This window comes from Rhodobacter maritimus, from assembly GCF_058747975.1.
The window spans coordinates 936,585-949,042 of sequence record NZ_CM179095.1 but is presented as its reverse complement, the minus strand read 5'-3'; the positions used below and the strand labels follow the sequence as shown (position 1 = coordinate 949,042).

The 12,458-nt window shown below is 61.5% G+C and carries 14 protein-coding genes; 3 read left to right on the top strand and 11 right to left on the bottom strand.

Features of this window, described 5'->3' with window-relative positions; all coding sequences use genetic code 11:
* Window positions 1-81: 81 nt before the first annotated feature.
* The 9 genes from AC4PTO_RS04810 to AC4PTO_RS04770 all read right to left on the bottom strand — a co-directional run bounded on the left by AC4PTO_RS04810 (window position 82) and on the right by AC4PTO_RS04770 (window position 9,001).
* On the bottom strand, window positions 82-699 hold the full coding sequence (locus AC4PTO_RS04810) for a nucleotidyltransferase family protein (protein WP_492732409.1): 618 nt from the start codon (window positions 697-699) through the stop codon (window positions 82-84).
* A gap of 30 nt (window positions 700-729) precedes the next feature.
* Entirely contained in the window at window positions 730-1,572 is an 843-nt protein-coding gene (locus AC4PTO_RS04805) for an XdhC family protein (protein ID WP_492732407.1), read from the bottom strand.
* Between the two features lie 176 nt (window positions 1,573-1,748).
* Window positions 1,749-3,071, bottom strand: coding sequence for a TRAP transporter large permease (locus tag AC4PTO_RS04800; RefSeq protein ID WP_492732406.1), 1,323 nt, complete (start codon window positions 3,069-3,071; stop codon window positions 1,749-1,751).
* Window position 3,072: 1 nt separating this feature from the next.
* Window positions 3,073-3,624 (bottom strand): TRAP transporter small permease subunit, encoded by a 552-nt coding sequence (locus AC4PTO_RS04795; protein WP_492732405.1) that lies wholly within the window; start codon window positions 3,622-3,624, stop codon window positions 3,073-3,075.
* Window positions 3,625-3,645: 21 nt separating this feature from the next.
* Window positions 3,646-4,716, bottom strand: a complete 1,071-nt coding sequence (locus tag AC4PTO_RS04790) for a C4-dicarboxylate TRAP transporter substrate-binding protein (RefSeq protein ID WP_492732404.1) — start codon at window positions 4,714-4,716, stop codon at window positions 3,646-3,648.
* 70 nt (window positions 4,717-4,786) lie between these two features.
* The gene (locus tag AC4PTO_RS04785) at window positions 4,787-5,260 is read right to left on the bottom strand and encodes an SRPBCC family protein (protein WP_492732402.1); all 474 of its coding nucleotides are present in this window, start codon (window positions 5,258-5,260) and stop codon (window positions 4,787-4,789) included.
* Window positions 5,261-5,271: 11 nt separating this feature from the next.
* Complete coding sequence (locus tag AC4PTO_RS04780) at window positions 5,272-7,650, bottom strand: xanthine dehydrogenase family protein molybdopterin-binding subunit (protein WP_492732400.1); 2,379 nt, start codon at window positions 7,648-7,650, stop codon at window positions 5,272-5,274.
* Entirely contained in the window at window positions 7,647-8,129 is a 483-nt protein-coding gene (locus AC4PTO_RS04775; RefSeq protein ID WP_492732397.1) for a (2Fe-2S)-binding protein, read from the bottom strand. Before AC4PTO_RS04775 ends, AC4PTO_RS04780 begins: the two co-directional genes overlap by 4 nt.
* On the bottom strand, window positions 8,126-9,001 hold the full coding sequence (locus tag AC4PTO_RS04770; protein WP_492732393.1) for an FAD binding domain-containing protein: 876 nt from the start codon (window positions 8,999-9,001) through the stop codon (window positions 8,126-8,128). The genes AC4PTO_RS04775 and AC4PTO_RS04770 overlap by 4 nt, the downstream gene beginning before the upstream one ends.
* Before the next feature lie 156 nt (window positions 9,002-9,157).
* Here AC4PTO_RS04770 and AC4PTO_RS04765 point away from each other — a divergent pair, with 156 nt between their 5' ends.
* Together AC4PTO_RS04765 and AC4PTO_RS04760 are read left to right on the top strand one after the other, a co-directional pair.
* On the top strand, window positions 9,158-9,799 hold the full coding sequence (locus tag AC4PTO_RS04765) for a TetR/AcrR family transcriptional regulator (protein WP_492732389.1): 642 nt from the start codon (window positions 9,158-9,160) through the stop codon (window positions 9,797-9,799).
* A gap of 92 nt (window positions 9,800-9,891) precedes the next feature.
* Window positions 9,892-10,086 (top strand): hypothetical protein, encoded by a 195-nt coding sequence (locus tag AC4PTO_RS04760; RefSeq protein WP_492732386.1) that lies wholly within the window; start codon window positions 9,892-9,894, stop codon window positions 10,084-10,086.
* A 77-nt stretch (window positions 10,087-10,163) separates the two neighbouring features.
* On the opposite strand, the gene AC4PTO_RS04755 is transcribed toward AC4PTO_RS04760, so the two are convergent.
* Window positions 10,164-10,865: an IS6 family transposase gene (locus AC4PTO_RS04755; protein WP_492733538.1), complete on the bottom strand. Its 702-nt coding sequence runs from the start codon at window positions 10,863-10,865 to the stop codon at window positions 10,164-10,166.
* A 66-nt stretch (window positions 10,866-10,931) separates the two neighbouring features.
* Between AC4PTO_RS04755 and AC4PTO_RS04750 the strand changes: the two genes are divergently transcribed.
* Window positions 10,932-11,174: an FCD domain-containing protein gene (locus AC4PTO_RS04750; protein ID WP_492732384.1), complete on the top strand. Its 243-nt coding sequence runs from the start codon at window positions 10,932-10,934 to the stop codon at window positions 11,172-11,174.
* Window positions 11,175-11,185: 11 nt separating this feature from the next.
* Here AC4PTO_RS04750 and AC4PTO_RS04745 read toward each other — a convergent pair whose 3' ends face one another.
* On the bottom strand, window positions 11,186-12,082 hold the full coding sequence (locus AC4PTO_RS04745) for a DMT family transporter (RefSeq protein WP_492732382.1): 897 nt from the start codon (window positions 12,080-12,082) through the stop codon (window positions 11,186-11,188).
* Window positions 12,083-12,458: the final 376 nt, after the last annotated feature.

Sequence of the window (12,458 nt, the reverse complement as noted above, 5' to 3'; positions counted from 1 at the left end):
GGAACCTCGCATGGGCCATCGGGCAATCCGTTGATTAAGCGCCGCAATGCCGGTCGGAAGTCGGGTTTGGGACATCCTTACCTAACCATCGAACTTCGCTCGCCGCCGGGCCCACCAGGCGGCCCAGTCTTCAGGAGTGTCGAGATCGGTAGTTGCGACCTGATCAGGAAGTGCCACCAGTTGGATCTGGTCTGCGTGTCCGGCAAGCACTTCGCGCGCGCCGATGTCACCTTCCAATCCGCAAAGCTCGGGGCGAAGCCATGCGGGCAGAATGACCGGATGTCCCGGTCGACCCGAAATCGTCCCGCCGCGCAGGATGGCGGCCGGATCAGCTGCGTGCGCAGTGACCAGGGCCGCGATCTCCCGTGCGCCGAGGTCGGGTAGATCGGCAAGCAGTAGCATGACGGCCGACCGCGGGGGAACCGCCGCAAGGCCAGCCTTCAGGCTTTCCGCCATGCTGCCCGCCGGCGGAGGCACCTCGCTTAGGTTGACGGGAAGATCGGCCAAGGCCCTTCGCCGCTCCTCTTGCGCCGGACCTAGAACCACATGCGTGGGGGATTTCGTTGCCAGTGCCGCTTCTGCAAGACGGCGAAGCTGCGGCACGCCGTCGATCTCGATGAGGAGCTTGTCCGCGCCGCGCATGCGAACGGACAGGCCCGCCGCCAGGATCAGGATATGCAACGGGGAATTGGGCTCCATCTGCCTTTCCAATTCTTCGCGACAGACGACTTATATCAGGCTGAGAACCTCGGCGAGGACCGAGATGGCAAGGATCCGAGGATCTCGTGCCGAGGGCACCAGCCCGATCGGCCCCTTCAGTCTGGCAATATCGATATCGCTGACCCCAAGCGTGCGCAGAGCGACCAGGCGGTTGTCACGGGTCCGGCGGCTGCCTTGCGCGCCGATATAGCAGGCATCCGTTTTTAGCAAGTCCCTCAAGATCGGAGGCTCGTGATCATGGTCGTGATAGAAGAGAATGGCGGCTGTCCAGCGATCGACCGCAACATCGGTCGGCAGCCCGTCGCGCGAAAGGCAGCGCGTCGGCACACCGCCCTGCGCGGCCAGTTCCAGCGTCTCGGGGTCATGCGACAAGAGAAGGCAGGGAAAATGCGCGGATCGGACGAGGCCGGCGAAGACGATCGTCTCAGGGCCCTTTCCGAAGATCAGGAACCGTGGCTCGGGGCGGACGGCTGCGTGGAACAGACCGTTCTCGAACCCGGTCGGCCGGTCCGGAGCGATGTGGCACAATCCGCGGTCGTAGGAAACCGAGAGGGCGTAAGGCTGGCGAGCCTGCCGAAGCGCCACCGCCCGGTTGAGCAGCACGAGAGGTGGGCGCGGCAGCAGCATGATCTCCAACCCGCCGCCGCAGGGCAGGCGGATGTCGAAATAGGGCGAGCCCTTGCCATAGCGAAGCTGCACCGGGCGGCCGTCGATCAGCGCCTGCTCTGCATGGCGATGGATATCGGCCTCGATGCAGCCCGACGAAAGGCTGCCAACGCGCCGCCCATCTGGAAAAAGGGCCATGGTCGCGCCGAGAGGGCGATACGAGGGTCCGTCTATGCCAGTGATCATTGCAAGGATCCCTTCGGCCTGCTCGGATGCCAGCGCTTGCACGGGATCGGCATAGGGAGGCGGGCCGGCGGAGCCGGGGGGATGTGCAAAGGGAAGGATCATGGCAGGAGCAGACAACGGCAAGTCCTCCAGGGAGACGGTCGAGCCCTACCCCGGAAAGGGGTAGGGCACTGCGGTCAATAGACGATCAGCCCGGGAAAGACCGCCAGCAGTATCAGCACCAGCAGCATGACCCCTGTGAAGGGCAAGGCCCCGGCGAAGATCGATTCCAGGGAAACCCTTCGATCCGCCAGGGCGGCATGGACCGTGAAGATCGAGATGCCGAAAGGCGGGGTAAGCAGGCCCACTTCGACGGCGATGACGGTCAGGATGCCGAACTGGATCAGATCGAAGCCGAGGTTCTGAGCGATCGGCGCAGCGATCGGCACGAAGATCAGCAGAATCGAGCTGCTGTCGAGGATCATGCCCAGAAGCAGCACCAGCAGGATATGGACGACAAGAAAGCCCGCCGGCCCTAGTCCTATGTCGCGAACGAAGTCACTGATTGCCGCCGGGATTCCGGCGACCGCAAGCATCTGCCCGTAGAAGCTTGCCGCCACCAGCAGGATGAGGATGCTGACGGAAACCGCGCCCGTGTCGGTCATGACCCGCCACAGTTTCGTCCCGGTCAGGCTGCGCCGCAGAAGGGCCACCAGCAGCGCCGCGAAGGCGCCGACGCCCCCCGCCTCGGTCGGCGTGAAGTAACCGCTGTAAAGGCCGCCGATCACCAGGAACACCAGCAGCAGGATCGGCAGGCTCTTGCCCAGAAGCTGGACGACGGTAAGACGCGGTAGCTCTGCCGCGATCCGCTGCTTTTCCTGCAGCCTCGCGGTATCGAACACCATGTTCGGCGACAGGCGTGCGGCCGTCATGATCATGATGATAAAGCCCATGGCAAGAAGCAGGCCCGGCACCAGCCCAGCGATGAACATCTTGCCGATGGAGACCTCGGCCAAGACGCCATAGATGATGAGCAATAGGCTGGGCGGCAGCAACATGCCGAGGACCGAGCTGCCTGCAACCGTCCCCGTTGCGAACGAGGCACGATAACCATGCCGTGTCATTTCGGGGACGGCGACCTTGGTGAACACCGCAGCCGAAGCTATGGAGACCCCGGTCACGGCGGCAAAGACGGAATTGGCGGCCACGGTGGCGATGCCCAGCCCGCCCAGAATGCGCCGCAGAAGCGTGTCGGCCACCTCGAATGTATCCTTGCCGACATTCGAAACGCTGACGAGCTGGCCCATTAGGACGAAAAGCGGGATCGTCGCGAAGAGATAGTTGGCAACGCCGTTATACGTCGCCATCGACATCAGCTTCATCGCCAGGGTGAAGTTGTCCCGGATCAACCAGACTCCAAGAAAGGCGACGGAGATCAAGGCGATGGCAATCCGCATCCCCAGAAGGATCAGAACCAGAAGAAGTGCGATCAGCAGGACGCCAAGGGTAATGCTGCTCATGTCAAATCTCCGCAGGAGCTTCGGGATACGCGACGGGCAGGATTTGCGCGACCAGAAGGGCAAGGGCTGTGGCAAAGCCACTGACCACGATGATCAATCGGAACGGAAAGGTCGGCAGCGTCCAGACACCCTGAACACCGAAGAATTCGCGGCTGTGCCACGCATCAGCCGTATCGGGCCAGGCAGAAAGCGCAACCAGCACGAAGATTGCGGCACCCACCAGGCAAAACAGCCAGTCAAGCGTGCGGATGAAGCCCGGAAAGAACCTCACTAGGCGGGTGACCAGGAAATCCGCGCGGATCATGTTTCCGCGCAGCGCGGCTGCCGGCAGCATGAGGAAAACGATGGCGACAACGGATCGCGAAGCGATTTCGGCCACACCGGTGACCGGCATCTGCAGCAGGTTTCGTCCCATGACATCCGTCATGATCATGAGCATGAGCGCAAATATCCACAAAGTCCCGACCGCTGCCATGACGTCGAGAACGGCTTGAAGCCTCCGTCGGAACGGATGAAGATTGCCGGCCCCATGGACCAATGATGGAGTAGCCATCACCGTCTCCCTTTCCCTAACTCAGAAACCGGCCGTCCAATCACGGGCGGGCGTAAGCCCGCGCTCGGACAGGGCGGAAAAATAGGCATGCAATACGTTGACCGCTGCTTCGCCATTGGCATCAACCCAAGGCCGAACGATATTGGGCAGCTTTTCCGCCCATTCGGCGCGGGCCGATGCATCGAACTCGATGATCTCCAATCCGGCTTCCTGCATTTCGGTAATCGCGGCCGTCGTGCGCTCGGTCACATAGGTGCCATGGGCGATCGATGTGCGTTTGCCAGCTTCCACAATGGCCTGGGCCACCTCTTCCGGAATGCGCTTCATGAAATCGAGATTGGCTGCGATACCCCCAAAATACATCGCTCCGAAACCGACTCGAGCAAGGTGTGGAGCAACTTCGTAGACACGGGTGGGCTGGATGCCAGAGGCAAAGGAAAGGGTTCCCTCGGATACACCGGTCTGGATATCGGTGTAGTATGTGGTCAGCGCACCATCGACCGGGGTTGCGGCAGTTCCTCCCAGCCAGTTGGCCGAACTGCCGGGCGCCGAGAGCCGACGGTTGGCAACATCGGCCACCGAACGGATCGGGAAGTTGGCGTAGATATCGTAGCTGTCGGTTATCAGAGAGGAGAGATGCAGCATGTTCTGCGCAGTCCAGCCGTCCTTCAGTTCGGGAAGGTTCGCTGTCAGTTCATCGAAAATCTCGATCACTGCGACATGGTCAGAATTCGCGAAGGGGGTGTAGTATGTGATATTCTGCAGCGGCATGGCCGAGCCCTCCCAGAGAGTGCCCACCATGCCGATATCGACGATCCCGTCCCGCACCGCGGCGCGGGTATCGCTGAACTTGTAGAGCGTGCCACCGTAGTTTTCATGCCAACGGACCTGATAGTTGCCCTTTTCGGCCAGGATACGATCCACCTCCGGCTGCAGGGCGGCCTGCATAGCGTGGGCCCAGATGTTGGTTGTCGGATGGCTGGAACCAATCTGAATGCTGATTGTCTCTGCCGCGTTGACCCGCCGACCAAGGAACGGCAGGGCAAGTATACTGGTGCTGGCGGTCAGGAAAGTCCGTCTCGTGGTATTCATGTTGCATCCTCCCATGTGCGGGCCTGCGCTTCGGATTATGGTTCCGGGAAGTGGCCCAAGTATAAATGTTTTAGTCTTGGTCTGCCTGCTTCTCGGTATTGACTTCACCATTCAATGCCTGGCTGAAGCTGGTGAAAAACTCATTCGACAGTTTGTTGGCGGTTGACTGAATGAGGCGACTGCCAAGCGAGGCAAGCTTTCCGCCAAGAGCCGCATCGGCCGTATAGGTCAGCACGGTGCAGCCATTCTGTGGCGTCAATTCGACTCTGGCAGAACCCTTGGCGAATCCCGCAATTCCACCCGAACCCTTACCCGAGAGAAGGCAGGACTGCGGCGGGACCATTTCCGAAAGCTCGACCTCTCCCTTGAACCGAGCCTTGACGGGTCCGATCTTGACCCTGACGGTGGCCGCAAAGGCATTCTCACCCGTCTGGTCGAGTTCCTCGCAGCCAGGAATTGCGCTCCGCAGCGTATCGGGATCGAACAGGGCGGCCCAGACGACTTCCGGCGGCTGGTTAAGTTCATGTGTTCCGGTCAGTTCCATATTTCCTCCTCCTAGAGCTCTCCGATCCCGAGTGCGGCCAGAATGCGCGCCGGGGTCATTGGTGTTTGCGTAAGCCTCGCGCCGAACGGCAACAGGGCATCGTTCACCGCATTCAATACGGCCGCTCCGGCGGCTGCAGTGCCTGCCTCTCCGACACCCTTGGCCCCCAGGATCGTGTCCTCGGTCGGCGTCTCGACATGGCCGATTTCGATGTCGGGCATTTCACAGGCCATCGGCACCAGGTAATCGGCAAGCGAACCGTTCTGAAGCTGCCCCGTCTCGTCGTAAAGGCATTCCTCAAACAGGGCCGGGCCGATGCCCTGCACCACGCCGCCCCGGATTTGCTCATCGACCAGCAAGGGATTGATGATGCGCCCGCAATCCTCGACCACCCAATGCTTCAATAGCCGCACCAGGCCGGTTTCGGGATCCACCTCGACCCAAGCGGCCTGGATGCCGTTGGTGAAGCCGAAAGGATAGCCCGAGGGCGCGAAATGCCTGGCGACGGTCAACGAATTGTCGACACCCTCCGGCAGGGTATCGGGACGATAGGTCGCGATGCGGCCGATTTCGCCGAGCGGCAGGCGCGGGTTGCCGGTATCGGCATCGACCACGGCGCCGCCCCGCAAGGCAAGCGTCTTCGGATCCGCCTGCAGCACCGCGGCGGCAATCGAGATGATCCGCTCTGCCAGCCCGCGTCCCGCCCGAAGCGCGGTTTCGCCGCCGATCCCAGCCCCGCGACAGGCCCACGTCGCGCCGCCCGATGGCGTGGCGTCGGTATCGCCCGTCACAACCTTGACGTCATCCGGGGAAACGCCCAGCTCATCCGCCACGATCTGGGCGACGATGGTTTCCGTCCCCTGCCCGAGTTCGCTGACCGAAATCGCGCAATGAACCTCGCCTCCGGGCGTCAGCCGGACCACCGCGCCGTCCTGAGCCGAAATGCGGGCGCCGCCCACCCCATAGAAGGCCGCCCCAGGGTTCGTGATTTCGACGAATGTGGCAAGCCCGATACCGCGATGAATGCCCTTTTCGCGCAGTTCCGCCTGTTGCTTGCGCAGTGCGTCATAGTCCATCAACTCGCGCAGCTTGCGCAGGCATTTCTGATGGGAAAGCTTCTCGAACTTGTAGCCCGTGGCCGAAGCGCAGGGATAGGCGTCATCAGGAATGACATTGCGTGCGCGTATTTCCCACGGATCGATGCCCAGCTTGTCCGCGGCCTGATCCAGAAGGGCTTCAGTCACCGAACAGGCGATGGGATGGCCCACCGCCCGATACTGGCTGGTTTGCACCTTGTTCTGGAACAGGACGTTCAGCCGCCCGTGATACTCCCTCATCCGATAGGGGGCGCCCATCAGGCGATATGCCTGATTGCCCTCGACGACAGAGGTGCGGGGATAGGCGGAAAAGGCGCCGATTGGGGCATAGTCATCGACATCCATCGCTAGGATGACGCCGTCGCCATCCAGCGCCATCCGGGCCTTGACGTGATGATCGCGGGCATGGATGTCCGACTGAAAGCTCTCCAGCCGGTCTGCCACGAACCGCACCGGTCGATGCAGTTTCAGCGAGGCCGCGACTGCCGCCATCTCTTCGTTGTAAAGATGCAGCTTCATTCCGTAGCTGCCGCCCACATCAGGGGTGACCACCCGCACCTTGTGATCGGGCAGGCCGAAATGACGGGCATATATGTCCTGGAACTGGAACGGCGTCTGCGTCCCGTGATGCACCGTCAGTTGCCCGATCGACGGGTTGAAATCGGCGACGATGGCGCGCGGCTCCAGCGTCACCGCCGTATGGCGCCCGAAGGTGTACTCCTCCTCGACCACCAGCGCCGCGGCGGCAAAGGCCGCCTTCACGCCGTCGGTGGCCAGCTCGTTGCGATAGCAGATGTTGTGTTGAAGACCGGACGCGGCCGGGGCGATATGCGGATCCAGCGCGGGCTCGACGCCACAGACTGGCTCCAGTTCCTCCAAGTCCAGTTCGATACGTTCCAGCGCATCCTCGGCCTCGGCCCTGCTGCGGGCCAGGATCATCGCGACGGGGTGGCCGGTCCAAAGCACGTCTTCCTCGGCCAGGATGTTCTGCGGCGTGCTGATCATTCCGGCGAAATGGTCGAGATTGCTGGTCCAGCTTTCGCAAAGTGGGTTCAGGTCGACGGCGGTATACACCGCGACGACCCCCGGTGCCGTGCGGGCGTCTTCTACATCCATGGTGACGATGCGCGCGCGCGCCATGGGGCTGCGCAGGAACGCGGCATGCACCATGCGCGGCAATTTCAGGTCGCTGACGTAATTGCCGCGCCCGGACAGATGGCGTAGCGCGTTCTGGCGCCGGTGAGGATGACCGATATGGCCGGGCCGATCCTGATAGGGTGCGCGCATGGTCATTCGGCAGCTCCGCCGGCACGGGCCGCGGCGGTGGCGGAGATGGCATCGACGATGGCTTCGTAGCCGGTGCAGCGGCAATAATTGCCCGACAGGGCGGTGCGGATCGCCGATCGGTCGGGTTGGGGCTGCTTCTGCAGCAGGCTGTGCGCGGTAACGATCATCCCCGGCGTGCAATAGCCGCATTGCAGCGCGTTGCGGTCATGAAAGGCCGCTTGCAGATCGGCTATGGCACCGCTTTCCGCCAGGCCCTCGATGGTAAGGACGCAGCCGCCTGCGGCCTGCGCAGCCAGGACCAGGCAGCCATGCACTGGCTTGCCGTCAAGCATCACCAGGCAGGCCCCGCAGACCCCCATCTCGCAGCCGATATGCGTCCCGGTCAGACGCAGCCGATCTCGCAGAAGATCGGCAAGGCTCATCCGAGGCTCGATCAGCTCGATCACCTCCTCGCCGTTTACGGTCATCTCGACGGCGATCTTCATGATGCTTTCTCCTGAAGTTGTGCGGCGAGGTGGCGCAGGATCCGGCCAAGAAGGACCTGGGCCAGATGCAACCGGGCGGATCCGGGCAAGCTCGCGTCGTCTGCCGGTTCCAGGTCTTCGGGCAGTGCTTGCGTCGCCGCCTCGATGGCGGCATCCGAAAGCGATTGGCCGGCCAGGGCGGCCTCGGCGGCATCGGCCCGCATGGGCGTGCTCCCCACCGAGTGGAAGCAGATCCTAGCATCGACGACGCTGTCCGCTTCCACTTGGAGGCGCACGGCCGACCCCACCATGGCGAAATCGCCGTGACGCCGCGCCAGTTCGTCGAAATGTGTCAGCGCGCCGGCGGGGAGCGGTGGGATGAGGATCGAGCGCAGGATCTCGCCGGGTTCGATTGCCGTGGTGAACAGGTCGATGAAGAACTCCTCCGCCTCGACCTCGCGGGCGCCGTCCGGTCCGACGATGTCGAATACCGCGCCAAGGCAGCGCACGACGGCGGGGAATTCCGAGGCCGGATCCGCCAGCGCAAGGTTGCCGCCGAAGGTTGCCCTGTTGCGAATTGCAGGATGTGCGACGAAATGCGCGGCCTGGGCCAGCATGGGGGCGTGTTCGCGTATCGAGGGATGGTCGAGGATTTCCGCATGCGTCGTCGCGGCGCCGATTCTGAGGCCGGCCTCGGTCGACGTGATCCCCGCAAGATCGGGCAGGCGCGAGATGTCGATAAGCATCGCGGGCGCCTGGAGTCTCAGGGCCAGCGAGGGCACGACACTGTGCCCCCCCGAAAGCCAGATCGCTTCACCCTCAAATTCTGCATACCAATCCAGGGCTTGCGGAATGCTCTCCGCAAGCCTGTAGCCGAAAGGTGGCGGCTTCATCTTCCCCCCCGTAATGTGGTCGTCGCGAGCTCCTCCGCCCACTTGTGACCATCTGGTAACAAAGTGAGCCTCGGAGCGATTCGGCGCAAGCAAAAAAGTAACCACTTGGTAATTTTTTTGCGCTGGCGGTAGTCTGGCGCATCGGGAGGTGAGGTGATGACACAACAGATCGAAAAGCCTTCGCGCCGTAAGAACATGCGGGCTGAGGAACGAGGAGAGCAGATCCTCAACGAGGCCGTACGGTTCTTCGCTGAGTGTGGTTTCGAAGGGCAGACAAGAGAACTTGCCAAGCGACTTGGCTTGTCGCATGCGGCCATTTACCGACACTTTTCCAGCAAAGAGGAGCTGATTGAGCGTGTTTACGAGCGCGTTTATACTAGCCGCTGGCGCGCGAGTTGGGACGAACTGATTGTCGATAGAAGCATTCCACTGGAGAAGCGCCTGATTCGATTTTATCGCGAGTATGCGGAGTGCGTCTTTGAATACGAATGGGTAAGGATATTCATTTCGTCGGGGCTTAAATCATATGGCTTGCCCGAACGTTATCTTGCAATAATTCGTAGTCGTGTCCTACGTCCTGCAGTCGTTGAGATGCGGCGTGAATTGAATCTCCCTGACGGCGTCCCATCAGAAGTCGAGGAAGAGTTGTTTTGGGGATTGCATGGCGGGGTATTCTATCTGGCTATACGCAAGTATATTTATACTACCCCAGTTCCCTTGAACATTGATGATACCGTAACCAGAGTTGTAAAAACTTTCTTTTCCGGAATAAAGACACAGATGCTGGATATGAAATAGTGGTAGGGGTTACCATGGCGACCGCCCTTCCATTATGAGCCTTGCCGCTCAAAACGGCTTTCAAAGGAAGGATTGATGCGCGAGCATCCCACTTGAAGAAGGTGGTCGCGAGTGGGGCGGGCACGCTGGATCAGGTGATCCAAGTTCTTGCTGCGCTGACAGAGGGCAGCCGGGCTGTGGGCCTGATCTCGCATGTCGCGCTGGTGCAGGAGGCTATTCCACAAGGCTTTTACGTGCGCTCGACCCCAAACGGCAGCCGGGTCGAGGAAAGAACGGGTATGGGATGACGGACCGCTGGTATTACCGGAAGGGTGTTGTCACGTTAACTTGGCTTCGTTGAGAAATGAGGCGGATCTTCCGGATTTCAATCGAGGCTGGCTGCGACCTTCCATGCGTCGAAGGCCTCGAGACGATGGCAACGGGTGGCGATGGCGCTGCGGCGGCTGGCGGGGACGGAGAAGCAGTTTCGGATGGCGGAATGCGCTGACACGAAGCGCTGCAATCCGCCGGGCGAGCGGAAGCCTTGCATCGTTCGTTCTCGTTTCCGGAACGGTAGGTGGCTGTTTTCGGCCCGATTGTTGAGGCCTTTGTGGGAGCGATGCTCCAAGCTTGGCACAATCGCGCGCCTGGCCGCGCCGTAAGACGCCAATTTGTCGGTCACGATGCGCTTTGGCACAAAACCATGTCGCTTCATCAGCTTAACCAGCAGGCGTCTGGCAGCCCGCGTATCCCGCTTGCGTTGCAGGATTTCCTCCAGCACGACGCCATGCTGATCAACCGCCCGCCACAGCCAGAATTTCCGGCCGGCAATCTTTACCTGCACCTCGTCCAGATGCCAAATATCACCGGGTCGCGCTTGTCGGCGACGGAGGCCTTGGGCAATCCGTGTGGCGAACTTGTCGATCCATCGCCGGATGGTCTCGTAGGAAACGTCGACCCCGCGCTGCATCAGCATCTCTTCGACCTCGCGTAGGCTGAGGTTGAAGCGGACATAGAGCCAGACGGCATGTGCGATGATTTCGGGCGGGAAACGGTGACGTTTGTAGCTGATCGGCGGATGGGTCATCCGCATCGGCTACGCCGAAATCGGGCCGACGCCAATGAACCGATGAGTTAACGTGACAACTCCCTCTTGATTGCCCTCCTGCGTCATTTCTCGAGTGCCCGATGCCGTGCGGTCTGGCAGAGGGAATGGGATCGCACCTATCGGCGAGTTGGCGTGGAAGAATTCACTCGGGTGCATGGCGATCATCACGAACAGGTCGTCGACGCGATTGCCGCCGGCGACGGGAGAGCCGCTCATCATGCCATGGCCCATCATCTCGAGGCTGTCAGCATCGACATGGGCGTTCTCAGCCCCATGCCGTCACGCTGATGATGACACTATCACCGAGGCCGGACTCTCCGGGTCTTGTGGGCGGTCGGCAGCATAGAGGCCGGTGCACGTGATCTCTCCCGGTAGACGACGTAAAGGCCCGAGGCGAGGATGACTGCGATCCCGGGCCAGGTCATCCGATCTGGAAAGTCTCCGAAAACCAGAAAGCCGGCGGCGGTGGCGCCGATGATCTCGAGATACTGGAATGGAGCCAGGAGACCGGCTTCAGCGTTGCGAAAGGCTTCGGCGATCAGCACATAGCTTGCAGCGGCGAGGAGGCCACTTCCCAAGATCAGGGCCCAGGCCGAAGTCGTAAGGGCGCCATGGTCCGGGGCTGAAAACCCCGATGCGTGAAGCCCGAACGAAAGCGCTAACATCCCGAGGCAGGCATAGGTTGTGGCGCCGCACTGAATGGTCAACCCGGAGCGCGTGCGCGAGGCACGGCGGAGGACGATCGTGTTGAGCGCATAGGAGGCGGCAGCGAGGAGCGGGAGTAGCGCGGCGATCTCGAACTCTGGTCCCGGCCGGATCACGATAAGGGCACCGACGAGCCCTGCGGCGACTGCTGCGAGACGCCGCGGTCCGACTGTCTCGCCCAGGAGTGGAGCTGCCAGCAACGTCAGGATCAATGGCTCAACGAAGAAAATGGCGATCGCGGTGGCAATCGGCATGACCGCGAAGGCGCCTATCAGGCAGACGAGGGTGATTATCACCAGCAGACCGGACAGCGCGACAATCGGAGAGAGCATTGCGCCACGGAGGCGCCTGCGTAGTAACACCGCCGCCGGCAGGAGGAAGGCCGCTTGGGCAAGAACGCGCGCGGTCGCGACGTCAATCGGATTCAGTTTCTCTGTCAGAAGCTTCGACAATGTGTCGCCCAATGGTAGTAGGAGCATCGCCGCGGCCATGCAGGTCATTCCTGCGAAAGATCCCGTCCACATGGTCTGCGACCTGTCGAGCAAGGCAAGAGACATAGGACACCTCATCACTTCAGGCTCCGCACGGTATGCGCGGGAGCAAGTCCGGGCGTTCAGGACATCGGTTGACAATACAGGGGCTGGGCAGCGGACTCGCGACGCCATCGCATGCTGCCTTACAACGAGCGTATAGGGATCTTCGAAGGTTTTGTCCAATCCGGGAGCAAGCAGATCTCTGGTCCAATTGCTCAGCAAGGCCCGTGGCGTCAGGTAAGAGCGTTCAGAATGAAATCGGCGCGCGCTTCGATTTTGGGCTTTGGCAGAATGACCGGATCTTATCCAAGCCAGTCGGAAGCCTCGATCAGCC

What these genes read in the sequence shown, in the direction of transcription:
- AC4PTO_RS04800 (WP_492732406.1), bottom strand. Translation starts at nt 3,071, where the DNA reads ATGAGCAGCATTACCCTTGGCGTCCTGCTGATCGCACTTCTTCTGGTT.
- AC4PTO_RS04785 (WP_492732402.1), bottom strand. Translation starts at nt 5,260, where the DNA reads ATGGAACTGACCGGAACACATGAACTTAACCAGCCGCCGGAAGTCGTC.
- AC4PTO_RS04805 (WP_492732407.1), bottom strand. Translation starts at nt 1,572, where the DNA reads ATGATCACTGGCATAGACGGACCCTCGTATCGCCCTCTCGGCGCGACC.
- AC4PTO_RS04755 (WP_492733538.1), bottom strand. Translation starts at nt 10,865, where the DNA reads ATGACCCATCCGCCGATCAGCTACAAACGTCACCGTTTCCCGCCCGAA.
- AC4PTO_RS04745 (WP_492732382.1), bottom strand. Translation starts at nt 12,082, where the DNA reads ATGGCCGCGGCGATGCTCCTACTACCATTGGGCGACACATTGTCGAAG.
- AC4PTO_RS04775 (WP_492732397.1), bottom strand. Translation starts at nt 8,129, where the DNA reads ATGAAGATCGCCGTCGAGATGACCGTAAACGGCGAGGAGGTGATCGAG.
- AC4PTO_RS04765 (WP_492732389.1), top strand. Translation starts at nt 9,158, where the DNA reads ATGACACAACAGATCGAAAAGCCTTCGCGCCGTAAGAACATGCGGGCT.
- AC4PTO_RS04795 (WP_492732405.1), bottom strand. Translation starts at nt 3,624, where the DNA reads ATGGCTACTCCATCATTGGTCCATGGGGCCGGCAATCTTCATCCGTTC.
- AC4PTO_RS04780 (WP_492732400.1), bottom strand. Translation starts at nt 7,650, where the DNA reads ATGACCATGCGCGCACCCTATCAGGATCGGCCCGGCCATATCGGTCAT.
- AC4PTO_RS04770 (WP_492732393.1), bottom strand. Translation starts at nt 9,001, where the DNA reads ATGAAGCCGCCACCTTTCGGCTACAGGCTTGCGGAGAGCATTCCGCAA.
- AC4PTO_RS04810 (WP_492732409.1), bottom strand. Translation starts at nt 699, where the DNA reads ATGGAGCCCAATTCCCCGTTGCATATCCTGATCCTGGCGGCGGGCCTG.
- AC4PTO_RS04790 (WP_492732404.1), bottom strand. Translation starts at nt 4,716, where the DNA reads ATGAATACCACGAGACGGACTTTCCTGACCGCCAGCACCAGTATACTT.